The following is a 15484-nucleotide window of genomic DNA, read 5'->3' as shown; positions in this document are numbered from 1 at the left end:
CGGCTCTTCACTTAAGCGGTTGGCCGTGCCAATGGGCGCGGGCGGCGGCAATATCGGCAGCAATTGCCGTCTTCAGTGCCTCGAGTGAGGCGAAACGCTGCTCATCGCGCAGCTTGTGGTGGAATGCCACCGTCAAACGCCGGCCATACAGGTCGCCGGCAAAATCCAGCAGGTGCACCTCGAGGTGGGCGCTCCCGTCACCGGCCACGCTGGGGCGCACGCCAATATTGGCGACGCCGGGCCATGGCCGGCCATCTATCTCGGCGCTGACCAGGTAGACCCCGGTCAGCGGCGCGCGCTTGCGCTTGAGCTGCACGTTGGCGGTCGGCGCATTCAATTGACGCCCAAGCTTCTGCCCGTGCAGCACCCGCCCGACGATTCGGAACGGTCGCCCAAGCATGCCTTCGGCGACCTTGAAATCACCGTTGGCCAGGGCCTCACGCACGCGCGTACTGCTGACCCGCTGACCATCGACCTCCACGGTCTTGGCCGCCTCGACGGTAAAGCCTTCGCGCTGTGCGGCCTCGGCCAGAAAGGCGAAATCACCCGCGCGGTCGCAACCAAAGCGGAAGTCGTCACCCACTTCCAGATGCAGAACGCCCAGACCATCGAGCAATACGCGCTGCACGAACTCGGCCGCGCTCAACTCGCGCAAGCGTGGGTTGAAGGCCAGGCACAGCACACGGTCGACACCTTCGGCAGCCAGCAGCGCGAGCTTGTCACGCAGGCGGCTCAACCGGGCAGGTGCGCCCTTGGGGTCGAAGTATTCACGCGGTTGCGGCTCGAACAGCACCACGCAACTCGGTACGCCAAGCTCCGCCGAACGCTCACGTAAACGCGCCAGAATCGCCTGGTGGCCACGATGAACGCCGTCGAAATTACCGATGGTGGCGACGCAGCCCCGATGCTGGGGCCGCAGATTATGAAGGCCTCGAACCAGCTGCATAACGCACTTCTTGCTCACAAAGTGGCCAATTATACGCACAGCGGCTGGCGCCGGGTAGGTTGATACGGTGCTCTATTACTGGCACCACAGATTAGCCCGGCACACTCACTCAACCGACCGAACGACGGGCGAAGTCGCGCAGACGGAAACCGAGAATGCCCAGCACCGCGAAATAGCTCAACGCCCCAGCCGCAACCAATGCGCCCAGACGCAGCAAGCGCTGCAACATATTGCCATCGGCCCAAGCCGGCATCAGCCACAGCATGCCGCTCAGCACCACAACCATCACCAGCACCGCCGCCAGCAGCTTGCTGGCAAACAAGCCCCAGCCAGGCTGCGGCTGGTAGAAGCCGCGAGCACGTAATTTCCAGAACAGCAGCCCCGCATTCAGGCAGGCCGCCAAGCCAATGGACAAGGCCAAACCGGCATGCGCCAGGGGGATAACGAAGACGAACAGCACGTTCATCACCTGCGTCATCAGCAGGGTGAACATGGCGATGCGCACGGGGGTACGAATATCCTGGCGAGCGTAGAACGCCGGGGCCAGCACCTTGACCAGCAGCATGCCGAGCAGGCCTACCGAATAGGCGAGCAACGCGCGCTGGGTCATATCGGCATCGGCGGCAGTGAACTTGCCGTACTGAAACAGCGCCACCACCAGCGGCTCGGACAGCAGCGCCAAAGCCAACGCACAGGGCAGCGCGAGCAGAACGCAAAGACGCAGCCCCCAGTCGAGTAGCTTCGAGTAGGCGGCAGGATCCTCGCCAGCATGGGTCTTCGCCAGCGACGGCAGCAGAATAGTACCCAGCGCCACGCCCAGCACACCGGCAGGCAACTCCATCAGGCGGTCGGCGTAATACATCCACGACACCGAACCGGCCACCAGAAAGGAAGCAAACACGGTGTTGATGATCAGGGAAATCTGCGCCACCGATACGCCGAGGATCGCCGGCCCCATCTGCCGCAGCACACGCCACACGCCGCTGTCGCGAAGATTGAGGCGCGGTAGCACCAGCAGACCGATCTTGCGCAGGTGCGGCAGTTGATACAGCAACTGCAGCAACCCGCCGACCAGCACCGCCCAGCCCATGGCCATGATCGGCGGATCGAAATACGGAGTCAGAAACAGTGCAAAGAAAATCATGCTGACATTGAGCAGCGTCGGCACGAAAGCCGGTACGGCAAAGCGGTTCCAGGTGTTGAGCAACGCACCGACGAAGGACGACAGCGAAATCAGGAATATATAAGGAAAGGTCACTCTCAAAAGATCGCTGGTCAGCTCGAAGCGCTCAGGGTTGTCGCTGAAGCCCGGCGCCGATGCCCAGACGATCCACGGCGCGGCCAGCACGCCGAGCAGCGTCACCAGAGCCAGTACCAGAGTCAGCTGACCAGCCACATAAGCGACGAAGGTGCGGGTTGCTTCCTCGCCCTTCTGCGTCTTGTACTCCGCCAGGATCGGCACGAAGGCTTGAGAAAAAGCGCCTTCGGCAAATATGCGACGCAGCAGGTTCGGCAGCTTGAATGCCACCACGAAGGCATCCGAGGCGATACCGGCACCAAAGATCCTGGCCATGATGGTGTCGCGCACGAAACCGAGAACCCGCGACAGCATGGTGATGGAGCTGACTGCGGCCAGCGACTTGAGTAAGTTCATTCAGCGAAAGCGCCCTGGTTCAGGTTCGAAGCGTTGGTCAACGTCATGCACACCGACCAGAGTCGGTTGCTGCATTTCGCCAGACACAGACCACAAAATTTCCTGCTCGTGCGGCATTCACCTGCACGGGCGGCGAGTGTAGAATCCCCACGCCGAGAAAGCACCCTTCCCGTCCGGCAGTTCGTAATGATCGAGCAGTGATCCGCCTTGACAAGCACGCCACTCGCCTGCATGATTCGCGGCCTTATTTGTTTGTAACCCATAGTTTTCGAGGAGCTTGACGGTGGCCAATACACCTTCTGCCAAAAAACGCGCAAAACAGGCTGAGAAGCGTCGTAGCCATAACGCCAGCCTGCGCTCCATGGTTCGTACCTACATCAAGAACGTAGTCAAGGCTATCGACGCCAAAGACCACGAGAAAGCACAAGCTGCTTACGTTCTGGCTGTGCCTGTTATCGACCGTATGGCCGACAAAGGCATCATCCACAAGAACAAGGCTGCTCGTCACAAGAGCCGCCTGAACGGTCACGTTAAAGCACTCAGCCAAGCTGCTGCTTAAACGACCCGTTTCGTGAAAAACCGACCTCAGGGTCGGTTTTTTATTGCCTGCAGAAAAGTACAACGGGCAAGCCTCCAACCACTTCAAGCCCAAGATTGATCTGCCGATATCCTGACATCGTCCGTCGCATGGTGCGCGGATAACGAAAGGGATGTCTGCTATGTGGCTGAGAGGATTGGATATAGGAAAGCGCGCCGGCTTGGCGTTCGCACTGCTGGCAGCCCTGCTGCTGGGGCTTGGGAGCTTTGCGCTGTCGCAGATGAACCGTATGGACACCGCCTCGGATCAGATACGCGACAACTGGCTGCCCTCACTGATCACGGCCGAAGGCCTGGCAACCAACATAGGCCGTATACGCGCCCTGACGCTGCGCAGCGTACTGCTGACCGACGAAGCCGAACGGCAAAACACCCTCAGCATAATCGACGGCCTGGTAAAGGCAGTTCCTGAACAGTTCGACGCCTACGCCAAACTGGTCAGCTCACCCCAGGAGCAGACCCTTCTCGACCAGCTTCACAAAGCCTACGATGAATACGCCAACCTGCAACAGCAGGTAGTAGCCGCGGCACGCGCCGGGCGCATAGACGAAGCCACCCGCCTGGCCAACGGGCCGCTCTCCGCTTACGCCGACGGTCTGGCGGCAGCGATCAAGAACATCTCCAGCTTCAACAATGACGGTGCCATAAAGTCTACGGATGCCAGCCAGGCTGCGTTTGACGACGCCGAACGGATGGTCATCACCACGCTGGTCATCAGCCTTGCCCTCACCGTGCTATTGGCCGTCGTACTGACCCGCAGCATCGTCGGGCCACTGGGCGAATCCCTGCGCGTCGCCGAGGTCATCGCCGCCGGCGACCTGACCCAAAGCATTCAGGTGAAGGGCACGGATGAGCCGGCTCGCCTGATGACCGCCCTGCAGGCCATGCAGAAGAACCTGCACGCTGCCATCCAGAGCATTTCCGACTCCTCGAACCAGCTGGCGTCGGCCTCCGAAGAACTGCATGCGGTTACCGAGGACTCCACCCGCGGCCTGCATCAGCAGAACACCGAAATCGAACAGGCCGCCACGGCAGTCAACGAGATGACCGCCGCTGTGGAAGAAGTGGCGCGCAATGCGGTAAGTACCTCGGAAGCCTCCCAGGCCTCAAACACCACGGCGCTGAGGGGCCGCGAGCAGGTACGCGAAACCGTCGAGTCAATCAGCCAACTGACCCGGGATGTAACCGCTACATCCAGTGAAGTCGAGCAGCTCGCCGAGCGGATTCGTGAAATCAGCAAGGTGCTCGATGTGATCCGCTCGATTGCCGAGCAGACCAACCTGCTCGCGCTCAACGCTGCTATCGAAGCGGCACGGGCCGGCGATGCCGGGCGCGGATTCGCGGTGGTCGCTGACGAGGTTCGCGCCCTGGCGCACCGCACCCAGCAATCGACCCAGGAAATCGAGGGCATGATCGGCGGCATTCAGACGGGCACCGAAAAAACCGTCGCCGCCATGCAGAACAGCAATGACCGAGCACGCTCGACACTGGAAGTGGCAAAAGGCGCCGGTAGCGCACTGGAGCAGATCACCGAAGCGATCGCCATGATCAACGAACGCAACCTGGTGATCGCCAGCGCCTCGGAAGAACAGGCTCAGGTCGCCCGGGAAGTGGATCGCAATCTGGTGAACATTCGCGACCTGTCGCTGCAGACATCCGCTGGCGCCAACCAGACCAGCGCCGCCAGCCAGGAGCTCTCGCGCCTGGCCGTCGACCTCAACACACTGGTCGCGCGGTTCCGGATCTGAAGCTCGCCAAGGGAAAGAGGTTCGTGGGCAGACGCTCACGAATCCAAAGCGCGGCGACTTACTGCGCCTTCTGCCAGGGCAGAATCGGAATGGCGGTCACCGCATTCTGCGGGCTTCCTTCGATGATCCGGTCACTGTAGACCAGATACACCAGGGTGTTGCGCTTCTGGTCAAAGAACCGCACTACCTGCATGGTCTTGAACACCAGTGACGTACGCTCGCGGAAGACTTCCTCGCCATCCTTGAGCTCACCGGCGAAGCTGATCGGGCCGACCTGTCGGCAGGCAATGGATGCCTCGGCGCGGTCTTCCGCCAAGCCGAGACCACCCTTCACGCCGCCGGTCTTGGCCCGCGACAGGTAGCAGGTCACGCCCGCCACCTTGGGATCGTCGAACGCCTCGACGACGATCTTGTCGTTCGGCCCTACCCACTTGAAGACGGTAGACACCTGCCCGATCTCTTCGGCCATAGCCCCCCAAGGGCAAAGCCATCAACGTTGCTGCAACCAACAGAAGCCTACGCATCGCAACCTCCAAAGCAGCCATTTACACCAGAATCAGGTTATCGCGATGCACCAGCTCGGTTTCATCGACGTAGCCCAGCAGCCGCTCGATCTCATCCGAAGGACGGCCAATGATCTTCTGCGCCTCGAGCGCACTGTAGTTAGCCAGGCCGCGGGCGATCTCACGACCGTCCGGCGCCACGCACACCACCATCTCGCCACGGCGGAAACTGCCCTGCACGGCCTTCACGCCAACCGGCAGCAGGCTCTTGCGGTCGGACACCAGCGCCTTGACCGCACCAGCATCCAGCACCAGGGTGCCACGCGTCTGCAGATGCCCTGCCAGCCACTGCTTGCGCGCCGCCAGCATGCCGCGCTCCGGCACCAGCAGAGTGCCAAGCAATTCGCCGGCCTTGAGGCGCGCCAGCACCTGCTCAATGGCACCACCAACGATCACCGTATGCGCACCGGAGCGGGCCGCCAGGCGTGCGGCGCGAAGCTTGGTCTGCATGCCGCCACGCCCCAGCGCGCCACCGACACCACCGGCCACGGCATCCAGCGCCGGGTCATCGGCACGCGCCTCGTGGATCAGCTGGGCATCGGGGTTGTTACGTGGATCGGCATCGAACATACCGTCGCGGTCGGTAAGGATCACCAACAGGTCGGCTTCCACCAGATTGGCCACCAGCGCCGCCAGGGTGTCGTTGTCACCGAAGCGGATGCCATCGGTCACCACGGTATCGTTCTCGTTGATCACCGGCACCACGTCGAGATCGATCAGCGTGCGCAGGGTGCTGCGTGCATTGAGGTAGCGCTTGCGATCGGACAGGTCGTCATGGGTCAGCAGGATCTGCGCCGTGCGCCGGCCATGCTCACCGAAACTCGACTCCCAAGCCTGCACCAGGCCCATCTGGCCGATGGCTGCAGCCGCCTGTAACTCGTGGATGGCACTCGGTCGCGCAGTCCAGCCGAGACGGCTCATACCCGCCGCCACCGCGCCGGAGGATACCAACACCAGCTCGACGCCCTGAGCACGCAACGCCACCATCTGCTCGACCCACACCGCCATGGCGCCGCGATCCAAGCCTTTGCCGTCGGCCGTCAGCAAGGCACTGCCAATCTTCACCACCCAGCGCTGCGCACCACTTACCTTGTCACGCATGTTTTCCAACCTTAGCCAGACACGTACTTTCGCAAGCCATCACCGACGGCAACAGCCGAACTTACAAAAACGCCGCTAAAAAGCGGCGTCTGTCGTCCAATCAATCCCGGACGTAAATGATTTCCGGGCCGTCCTCTTCGTCTTCCTGATCCCAGAAGCTGTCGTCCTCGTCGACATCAGCAACCGCCCGCACACCAGTGCGACGCAGCGCACGCTTGTCATCCAGCGCCTGCAATTGAGCGCGCGCCTCATCTTCGATACGGGTATCGAGCTCAGCCAACTCAGCTGCATATTCCGGATTCTCCTGGATGCGCTCAGCACGCGCCTCAAGGAAGTCCATGATGTCATAACACAGCTGCTCAGTGCCCTCGCGCGCCAGCGCAGAAACTACATACACCGGCCCAGTCCACTCGATCCGCGCAACGATTTCAGCGACCCGCGCCTCCTGCTCCTCATCGAGGATCTGGTCGGCCTTGTTCAGCACCAGCCAACGCTCACGCTCCGCCAGCGACGGGCTGAACTTGGTCAGCTCGGCAACGATGACGGCAGCCGACTCCGCCGGATCGGTCAGATCCAACGGCGCCATGTCGACGAGATGCAGCAGCAAGCGAGTACGCGACAAATGCTTGAGGAAACGAATCCCCAGGCCGGCACCGTCGGAAGCGCCCTCGATCAGGCCTGGAATGTCGGCGACCACGAAGCTCTTGTAGCGGTCGACACTCACCACACCCAGATTCGGGATCAAGGTGGTGAAGGGATAATCAGCAACCTTCGGCTTGGCCGCCGAAATCGAACGGATCAAGGTGCTCTTGCCAGCATTGGGCAGGCCAAGCAGACCAACATCCGCCAGCACTTTCAATTCCAGCTTGAGGTCGCGTGCATCACCCGGCTTACCTGGCGTGGTCTGCCGTGGCGCACGGTTGGTACTGGATTTGAAGCGGGTATTACCCAGGCCATGCCAGCCGCCCTGAGCGACGAGCAGGCGCTGCCCAGCCTTGGTCAGGTCGCCAATTACTTCCTGGGTACCGGCGTCGATTACCGTGGTACCAATCGGTACCGGCAGAATCAGATCTTCACCCTTGGCCCCGGTGCAATCGGTACTACCACCCTTATCACCATTCGGCGCCTGGAAGCGACGGGTGTATCGGTAGTCCACCAACGTATTGAGGTTCGCGGCAGCCTCGATATAAATCGAGCCGCCGTCACCACCGTCACCGCCGTTGGGGCCACCGTTCTCGATGAACTTCTCACGACGGAAGCTCATCATGCCGTTACCACCATCACCAGCTTTTACAGAAATCGATACTTCATCGACGAATTTCATGGATACGCCTCCCGCTTAAAACGCGGGTCACTGAAACAAGAAACACCGGGTGCTTGCAAAATTGCCCTGAAACCGCCCGCGTTAACCCAGGACAGTTTGGCAAGAACCCACGCAATACGTGCCTTACAGCCTTTTTCCAGATCGGAAAGCAGAGCCAAGCCACGCCATAGGATACAGAAACAAAAAAGCCCCGTCGCAGGACGGGGCTTTTCCAGCAACGTCGCGATTAAGCTGCGACGACGCTCACGTAACGGCGGTTGAACGCGCCTTTTACTTCAAACTTGATCACGCCTTCGATTTTCGCGAAGAGGGTGTGATCTTTACCCATGCCAACGCCGTAACCAGCGTGGAATTGGGTGCCGCGCTGACGCACGATGATGTTGCCAGGAATGATTTTCTGGCCGCCATACATCTTCACGCCAAGGCGTTTGGCTTCTGAGTCGCGACCGTTGCGGGTACTACCGCCAGCTTTTTTGTGTGCCATGAGTTCAATACTCCTATAAAGGGCTCAGACGAGACGTATCAGGCCTGAATACCGGTGATTTTGATCTCAGTGAACCACTGACGGTGGCCCTGACGCTTCATGTGGTGCTTACGACGACGGAACTTGATGATGGTAACTTTATCGTGGCGACCTTGCGAAACGACTTCAGCTACAACCTTGGCGCCGTCAACGACTGGTGCGCCGATGGTCACGTCATCACCGTTGCCGATCAGCAACACGCGGTCGAAAGTCACTGCTTCGCCAGTGGCGATTTCCAGTTTCTCGACCTTGAGGTATTCGCCTTCGGTGACTTTGTATTGCTTGCCACCAGTAACAATTACTGCGTACATGGTAAATCTCCGTTAATCCTGCTCACCCAGCGCTTTATAGGAATAAGTGTCGGCTGGCATGGCTGCTTGGGGCCGGAAGGACACCCTTGCAATTGCGTAAGGCAGGGAAATACCCAGGGGGAAGTTCAGGGTGCGCGATTGTACGCAAGCCCCCAGAGCTGCGCAAGCGCCATAAGCGCTCGCCTTGACAGCCCCTACCCTGGCACATAGGGTCTGCTGCCTTTATCAGAGCGCCCCAGTAGCCCTTCGGCTTGCGCTGAAACCTCAACAGCACCTAACATGCCGCGCAACCTAGAAGGAGCACGTGTCGCTGATGCAACCCCAGGCTTTTTACAGTGTGGTAGCGGATGACTTTACCGCCGTGGACGGCATTATCCGTCAACAGCTGGTTTCCCGCGTCCCGCTGGTCGAGAAGATCGGCGACTACATCATTTCCGCCGGTGGCAAACGCCTGCGTCCGCTGCTCGTGCTGCTCAGTGGCAAAGCCCTGGGCATGAGCGATGACCGGCTGCGCCTGCTCGCTGCCACCATCGAGTTCCTGCACACCGCCACCTTGCTGCACGACGATGTGGTCGACATGTCCGACATGCGCCGTGGCCGCAGCACTGCCAACGCACAATGGGGCAACGCGCCAAGCGTGCTGGTCGGCGACTTCCTCTATTCGCGCTCGTTCGAAATGATGGTCGAGCTCGGCTCGATGCCGGTGATGAAGATCCTTGCCAAGGCCACCCGGGTGATCGCCGAAGGCGAAGTGCTGCAGCTGACCAAAATCCGCGACGCCAGCACTACCGAAGAAACCTACATGGAAGTCATCCGCGGCAAGACCGCCATGCTGTTCGAGGCCTCGACCCAGAGCGCCGCCGCGCTGGCTGAAGCCACGCCGGAGCAGAACGAAGCACTGCGCACATTCGGCGATCACCTCGGCGTCGCCTTCCAACTGGTCGACGACCTGCTCGACTACAAGGGCGATGCGGCCACCCTGGGCAAGAACGTCGGTGACGACCTGGCCGAAGGCAAGCCCACTCTGCCGCTGATCTACACCATGCGCGAAGGCAAGCCGGAACAGGCAGCACTGGTGCGCAAGGCGATTCAGAAAGGCGGCCTGGAAGATCTGGAAAGCATCCGCAATGCCGTGGAAGCCGCTGGTGCCCTTGATTACACCGCCAACCTGGCCCGCGAGTACGCCGAACGCGCCATCGCCTGCCTGGAAGTGCTACCACCGAGCCCGTATCGCGACGCGCTGGTAGAACTCAGCCACTTCGCCGTAGCTCGCACCCACTAAGCACCGCGAACAGCGTACCGAAGCCCGTCCATGTGACGGGCTTTTTTGTGACTCTCGCTTTGGATCGCTCGGTCGCCCCATCACCAGCGACAGAAAATCCCTACTGAAAGCCGGATCGACGAAAGGCCACGATTAAAGCTTGCTATTAACGTAATAAGAATTATTCTCATATCTACCACTGACTCAGGGAGATGATGAGCATGACTTACTTGATAGATGCCTGGCTGGATCGCCCTCATCCCTATCTGCGCATCCTGCACCGGGAAACAGGCGAAGTTTGCGCCGTTCTCGAAGAAGAAGCGTTGGATGAGCTGCGTAAACAGGGTGATCTGGATCTGCATGAGCTGAATTCCAGCGAGCCGCTGGTGCTCAAGGAACTGGTGCGTAGCCTGTTCCTGTACTGCTATGCCCGAGCCTTGCGCCCGTGACAGGTGGCGATAGTCGCCTCAAAGCTTAAGGTGGACGTTTCACCGCCCACCTTGTGCAATCGCGATGGTGGGCGGAAAGGACGGATCAAGCGCCCGATCCGACCCATGCAACGATTACAGAATGTCGAGCAGCTCGACATCAAACACCAGCACGCTGTGCGGTGGGATGCTGCCAACGCCTTGGGCGCCGTAGGCCAGTTCGCTCGGCACGTACAGGCGCCACTTGCTGCCGGTACCCATCAGTTGCAGGGCTTCGGTCCAGCCAGCGATCACGCCACCGACCGGGAATTCGGCCGGCTGGCCGCGCTCGTAGGAGCTGTCGAATACGCTGCCGTCGATCAGGGTGCCATGGTAATGAGTGCGCACGCTGTCGTCGCGCGATGGCTTGGCGCCCTCGCCTGCGGTCAGTACTTCGTACTGCAGGCCGGACTCCAGCACGGTAATGCCTTGGCGCTTGGCGTTCTCGGCCAAGAAGGCCAGGCCTTCACCGGCAGCCGCGTCGGCCTTGGCCTTGGCTTCAGCCTGCATGACATCGCGGATCACCTTGAAGCTGGCCGACAGATCGGCTTCGCTGACACGGCTTTCCTGACCGGCGAACGCATCGGACAGACCAGCCAATACGGCGTCAAGGCTGACGCCCGGCGGCGGGTTGTCACGCAGCTGGCCACCGAGTTGACGGCCAATGCCGTAGCTGACGCGTGCTTCGTCAGTAGAAAGATTGAGTTCGGACATATCGCCGCTCCGCAAGCTGGAAAAAAGGCCGGCTAGCCTAGCACGCCTTACCAGCGGCTGCGCAGGCTCACCGGCACGCGCAGCGCGTCGCGGGTGCCGCCGGGCAGGCCGCACATCTCGTCGTAGGCCGATGCATGCACCAGGAATAACGGTACTTCCGGTAGCTCCTGCAGCAGATCCCTGGCGTGCTCCACCGAGCGCAGGTGCAGATTGCGTCCGGCGTCATCGACGAGATGGCCGCGCTGCTGGCTGCCAATGATCTGCAGCAGGTAGATGCCGCCTTCCAGGGAGATCAGTTCGAGCTCGCTTACCGCACCATCGCGAGCCGCGCGCAGCAATTCGGGCAGAGTCATGGCATGTCCTCGATAGCGGGAGCGCCCACTATACGTTCGCAGCCCCGCAGATAACAAAACGCCCGGCTTTCCAGTGGAAAGTCGGGCGTCCTTGACCAGGTCGACGATCAGTCGTGCTTGGTCAGTTTGTCCAGGTAGCCCATGGCGAAGGCCGAAACGACGAAGGTCATGTGGATGATCACATACCACATGAGGTGATCGGGATCATGGTTACGCGCATCCATGAACACCCGCAGCAGGTGAATCGAGGAGATCGCCACGATGGAGGCCGCCACCTTCATTTTCAGCGAGCTGGAATCCATCTTGCCGAGCCAGCTGAGCTTTTCCTTACCTTCGTCGATGTCCAGTTGCGAAACGAAGTTCTCGTAGCCGGACATCATTACCATCACCAGCAGACCACCGACCAGGGCCATGTCGACAAGCGACAGTAGCACCAGAATCAACTCCGCTTCAGCCATGGCGAAGATGTTGGGCAGGATGTGGAAAATTTCCTGGAAGAACTTCAGTGCCAGTGCCAGCAGGCCGAGCGACAGGCCGAAATAGATGGGGGCCAGCAGCCAGCGCGATGCGTACATCGCGTTTTCGATAAAGCGTTCCATGGACTCTCACAGATGATTGAAACAGCGCGCGAGTATACCCAGCGCTGGAGCGCAGGCAAGCCACCACCGGCAGCCGCAAAGACGCCCATATAACGCAAATCGCGGCTGTCATGCAGATTGTGGATAAAAACTGCGACGCAACGCCGCAGTAGAAGGTTCGGCGCCCCAAAAAGGCGCCTGATACGACTTGCGATCAGCTATCGGGCCAGGACAGGTGCACATCGCCCGAGTGCCCGCTGTCGCCATTGAGTCGGCGCAGCTCCGCTTGGGCATGCAGGCGCCAGATGGGCGGCTCACTGCAGGCAGCATAACCTTGAACGGCCAGGCTTTCGGCAATCTCGTCGAGCAGCTCTTCGACCACCAAAGGCCCGTGGAATGGGCCTTGGGCCTTGACAGCGGAGGGTTGTCTAGCGGACATGCCGGCGATACAGATCAGTGTCCACAGCCCGCGCTCACCTGCCAGCGGTAGCACCGAACACTCGATGCGGGTGGTCACGCCCAGGTATTCACGGGTCAGGCAGAGGCTACGCGACATGGCGGCAATCCTCGCGGGAACAGACTTGCAGCCTACACCCGTAACCCTGTTCGGCAAAGGCAGGTTTATTCACAGAACCTGTGGATAACTCTGTGCATGACAGGTGAGCAAGCGCGGCCATCCAGCAGACTGAGTAGCCGCGGGCGAGGCGTTCATGAATTGATCAACTCGCCCGCGCCCGACTCACTCGAGCGACGGCTTTTTCTCCCGCGGCTTCTTCGGCGTCTTCTCTGGTAGCGCAGCGGTCAGCGCTTCCTTGGCCTGCTCAGGCTTGTCTTCCTCACCCATGCCGATCTCAGCGATCTCGCGCAGACGCTCGACCACTCGGGCATTGACGCTGCCTTTTGGGAACACGCCCTTGTCGTCCGGCGTACCCGCATCTTCGCCGACCAGCAGGCTCAGGGCCTCGTCGACATGGCGCACGGAATAGACATGGAATTGCCCGGCGCGCACGGCCTGCAACACACGCTCGTCGAGCATCAGGGTGGAGACGTTCGAGTGCGGGATGATCGCCCCCTGCTCGCCGGTCAGCCCACGGGCCTCGCAGAGACGGAAGAAGCCTTCGATCTTCTCGTTGACCCCGCCGACGGCCTGCACTTCACCGAACTGGTTGATCGAACCGGTAATCGCGAAGCACTGCTTGAGCGGCGTGCGCGACAAGGCCGAGATCAGCGTACAGACCTCGCCGAGCGAGGCGCTGTCACCGTCCACATAGCCGTAGGACTGCTCCAGCGCGATGCTCGCGGAGATCTCCAGCGGGAATTCCTGGGCGTAACGGCTGCCGAGGAAGCCGGTGAGAATCATCACCCCCTTGGAGTGGATCGGCTGACCGAGGTTGACCTCACGCTCAATGTCGACGATGCCTGAACCGCCCGGATAGACGGTCGCGGAAATCCGCGCAGGCACGCCGAACGCCGAGTCACCAACCTCAAGCACGGTCAGGCCGTTGCATTTGCCGATGGCCGCACCGGCGGTGTCAATGAGGATGATACCGGCCAGCATGTCGTCGATGATCCGCGCGGAGACCCGCCCGGTGCGCGTGGCCTTGGCCTTGAGCGCACGCTCGATATGGTCGGCGTCGGTGACGGTTTCACCGGCCAGGTTGCGGATGAAGTCCGCCTCGCTGACCAGTTGGAACAGATCACCGATGCGCGCCGACAGCCGACCCTGATGCTCTGCCAGGCGTGCGCTGTAGGTCGCCAGGCGAGCCACAGCCGCGGCGCTCAACGGCGCCATGCCTTCTTCGTTGGTGCGGGTTTTCATCAACTGGGCGAACTGCTCCAGGCTATCGTCCGCCAGGGGTATGTCCTCGTCGAAATCGACCAGCACCCGGAACATCTCCTGGAAGTCCGGATCGGCGTCCTGCAGCGCGTAATAGAGCTGACGCGAACCTATGATCACCACCTTGAGCTGCAGCGGGATGGTTTCCGGATTGAGGGTGACCGTGGCGATACGGCCCAGATCGGCCAGCGGCGACTCCATCTTCAGCTTGCGTGACTGCAGGGCGCGCTTCAGGGCTTCCCAGACGAATGGCTCGCTGAGGAACTTCTCCGCTTCGAGAATCAGGAAGCCGCCGTTGGCACGGTGTAACGCGCCCGGGCGCAGTTGGCGATAGCTGGTGTAGAGCGCCCCCTGATCGGTGTTGTACTCGATACGGCCGAACAGGTTGTCGTAGGTCGGGTGGGGTTCGAACACCACCGGCGCACCGCCGTTAGCGTGGTGACCGACGATCAGGCTCGGCGCATACAGCTCCTCGAGCATCTTGCGGGTCTGCGCGTCGGCCTTTTCCACTTCGATAAGCAGGTCGACGACACTTTTCAGCAAGTCCACCTGCATCGCTTGCAGGTATGCACAGACGCCCGCGTTCTCGGCGTATTTCTGCGAGAGCGGCGCCAGCAGCGGCTGCAAGGCGACGGTGATGGTGTCCTCGTTGAGCTGACGCAATTGGTTGCTCGACTCGCGCTTCCATTGCGGCAGGCTGGCCAGCTCCTCGTTGAGGCGCTCCTCCAGCATGGAGATATCGGCGTGGAAACGCTCTCGATCCGCTTCCGGCAACTGGGCGAACTCGGTCTCGTCAACGGACTTGCCTTCGAGCATTGGCGTGAAGGCGATGTTGGTGCTGTCACGGTACAGGGCGATGCCGCGCTCCAGAGACAGCCGCTCGATCACATCCAGTGCCTGGTCGTAGCGCTTGTTGAACGCGCGGTCGATGGCGCTCTTTTTCTGCTGAAACGATGGGTGCTCGAACACTGCGGGAAAGGTCGCCAACAGGTTGTCGATCAGCACGTTGATATCAGCGATGAACTCCCCGGCGGTACCGGCAGCCAGTTCCACGGCACGGGGCTCGCGGGGTTCATCGAAGTGATTGACGTAGACGCGATCCGGCGGGGTCTCCAGGCGCTTGCCCTCGGCCCGCAGGTAGCGTTTGACGAAGGAGAACCGGCCGGTGCCCGGCTCGCCCATGACGAATACGTTATAACCGGGGCGCGGCATGGCCACGCCGAACTGCAGCGCCTGGACGGCACGTTCCTGGCCAAGCACGCCACGGAAAGGTTCCAGATCATCGGTGGTGGTGAAGGCGAACTGCTGAGGCGAGAAGGGACGAGTGAGTGCATCGGGCGCCAGGCGCAGGCCGGCTGCAACGGGATCGGGCATCGGAGATCCTTAATTACCGCAGAGAAGTGTCTGCATTCTCGCGCCGCCCGCTTCCCCCTGGCAAGGCACCGATGCCAACCGGTATCGACCTGCCCCGCAGAAACCAAAACGCCCGCAGCAAGTGCGGGCGTCT

At 61.0% G+C, this 15484-nt stretch carries 16 protein-coding genes; 4 read left to right on the top strand and 12 right to left on the bottom strand.

Annotated features, from left to right (window positions below; genetic code table 11):
- Window positions 1-7: 7 nt before the first annotated feature.
- Entirely contained in the window at window positions 8-946 is a 939-nt protein-coding gene (ribF, locus tag K5Q02_RS08730) for a bifunctional riboflavin kinase/FAD synthetase (RefSeq protein ID WP_225838324.1), read from the bottom strand.
- A 109-nt stretch (window positions 947-1055) separates the two neighbouring features.
- Window positions 1056-2600 carry a murein biosynthesis integral membrane protein MurJ gene (gene murJ, locus K5Q02_RS08725; RefSeq protein ID WP_225838322.1) on the bottom strand — a complete coding sequence of 515 codons (1545 nt, stop codon included), beginning with the start codon at window positions 2598-2600 and terminating at the stop codon, window positions 1056-1058.
- 283 nt (window positions 2601-2883) lie between these two features.
- Between murJ and rpsT the strand changes: the two genes are divergently transcribed.
- Window positions 2884-3159, top strand: coding sequence for a 30S ribosomal protein S20 (gene rpsT, locus K5Q02_RS08720; protein ID WP_042556309.1), 276 nt, complete (start codon window positions 2884-2886; stop codon window positions 3157-3159).
- 160 nt (window positions 3160-3319) lie between these two features.
- Window positions 3320-4945, top strand: a complete 1626-nt coding sequence (locus K5Q02_RS08715; protein ID WP_225838321.1) for a methyl-accepting chemotaxis protein — start codon at window positions 3320-3322, stop codon at window positions 4943-4945.
- Between the two features lie 58 nt (window positions 4946-5003).
- On the opposite strand, the gene K5Q02_RS08710 is transcribed toward K5Q02_RS08715, so the two are convergent.
- The 5 genes from K5Q02_RS08710 to rplU all read right to left on the bottom strand — a co-directional run bounded on the left by K5Q02_RS08710 (window position 5004) and on the right by rplU (window position 8767).
- On the bottom strand, window positions 5004-5414 hold the full coding sequence (locus tag K5Q02_RS08710; protein ID WP_442963978.1) for a CreA family protein: 411 nt from the start codon (window positions 5412-5414) through the stop codon (window positions 5004-5006).
- A gap of 76 nt (window positions 5415-5490) precedes the next feature.
- The gene (proB, locus tag K5Q02_RS08705; protein ID WP_225838319.1) at window positions 5491-6609 is read right to left on the bottom strand and encodes a glutamate 5-kinase; all 1119 of its coding nucleotides are present in this window, start codon (window positions 6607-6609) and stop codon (window positions 5491-5493) included.
- Between the two features lie 100 nt (window positions 6610-6709).
- Window positions 6710-7933, bottom strand: coding sequence for an Obg family GTPase CgtA (gene cgtA / locus K5Q02_RS08700; protein ID WP_225838318.1), 1224 nt, complete (start codon window positions 7931-7933; stop codon window positions 6710-6712).
- A 226-nt stretch (window positions 7934-8159) separates the two neighbouring features.
- Window positions 8160-8417 carry a 50S ribosomal protein L27 gene (rpmA, locus tag K5Q02_RS08695; protein WP_003176049.1) on the bottom strand — a complete coding sequence of 86 codons (258 nt, stop codon included), beginning with the start codon at window positions 8415-8417 and terminating at the stop codon, window positions 8160-8162.
- Window positions 8418-8455: 38 nt separating this feature from the next.
- Complete coding sequence (gene rplU, locus K5Q02_RS08690) at window positions 8456-8767, bottom strand: 50S ribosomal protein L21 (protein WP_225838316.1); 312 nt, start codon at window positions 8765-8767, stop codon at window positions 8456-8458.
- Between the two features lie 313 nt (window positions 8768-9080).
- Here rplU and K5Q02_RS08685 point away from each other — a divergent pair, with 313 nt between their 5' ends.
- Together K5Q02_RS08685 and K5Q02_RS08680 are read left to right on the top strand one after the other, a co-directional pair.
- Window positions 9081-10049: a polyprenyl synthetase family protein gene (locus K5Q02_RS08685; RefSeq protein WP_225838314.1), complete on the top strand. Its 969-nt coding sequence runs from the start codon at window positions 9081-9083 to the stop codon at window positions 10047-10049.
- Between the two features lie 200 nt (window positions 10050-10249).
- Window positions 10250-10477, top strand: a complete 228-nt coding sequence (locus tag K5Q02_RS08680; protein ID WP_042556302.1) for a PA4570 family protein — start codon at window positions 10250-10252, stop codon at window positions 10475-10477.
- A gap of 114 nt (window positions 10478-10591) precedes the next feature.
- Here the strand turns inward: K5Q02_RS08680 and K5Q02_RS08675 are convergent, their stop codons facing one another.
- The 5 genes from K5Q02_RS08675 to K5Q02_RS08655 form a co-directional block, all read right to left on the bottom strand.
- On the bottom strand, window positions 10592-11209 hold the full coding sequence (locus K5Q02_RS08675) for an FKBP-type peptidyl-prolyl cis-trans isomerase (RefSeq protein WP_225838311.1): 618 nt from the start codon (window positions 11207-11209) through the stop codon (window positions 10592-10594).
- A gap of 47 nt (window positions 11210-11256) precedes the next feature.
- Window positions 11257-11562, bottom strand: a complete 306-nt coding sequence (locus K5Q02_RS08670; protein WP_225838309.1) for a DUF6482 family protein — start codon at window positions 11560-11562, stop codon at window positions 11257-11259.
- A 107-nt stretch (window positions 11563-11669) separates the two neighbouring features.
- A complete protein-coding gene (locus tag K5Q02_RS08665; protein WP_225838308.1) occupies window positions 11670-12161 on the bottom strand; it encodes a TIGR00645 family protein in 492 nt (163 codons plus the stop codon).
- A 193-nt stretch (window positions 12162-12354) separates the two neighbouring features.
- Window positions 12355-12696: a PA4575 family protein gene (locus K5Q02_RS08660; protein ID WP_225838306.1), complete on the bottom strand. Its 342-nt coding sequence runs from the start codon at window positions 12694-12696 to the stop codon at window positions 12355-12357.
- 183 nt (window positions 12697-12879) lie between these two features.
- Window positions 12880-15351, bottom strand: a complete 2472-nt coding sequence (locus K5Q02_RS08655; RefSeq protein ID WP_225838304.1) for a Lon protease family protein — start codon at window positions 15349-15351, stop codon at window positions 12880-12882.
- Between the last annotated feature and the right edge of the window lie 133 nt (window positions 15352-15484).

The sequence above is a fragment of the Pseudomonas sp. MM211 genome, assembly GCF_020386635.1.
Taxonomy (GTDB): Bacteria; Pseudomonadota; Gammaproteobacteria; order Pseudomonadales; family Pseudomonadaceae; genus Aquipseudomonas.
This window is presented reverse-complemented; position numbering and strand designations above follow the sequence as displayed.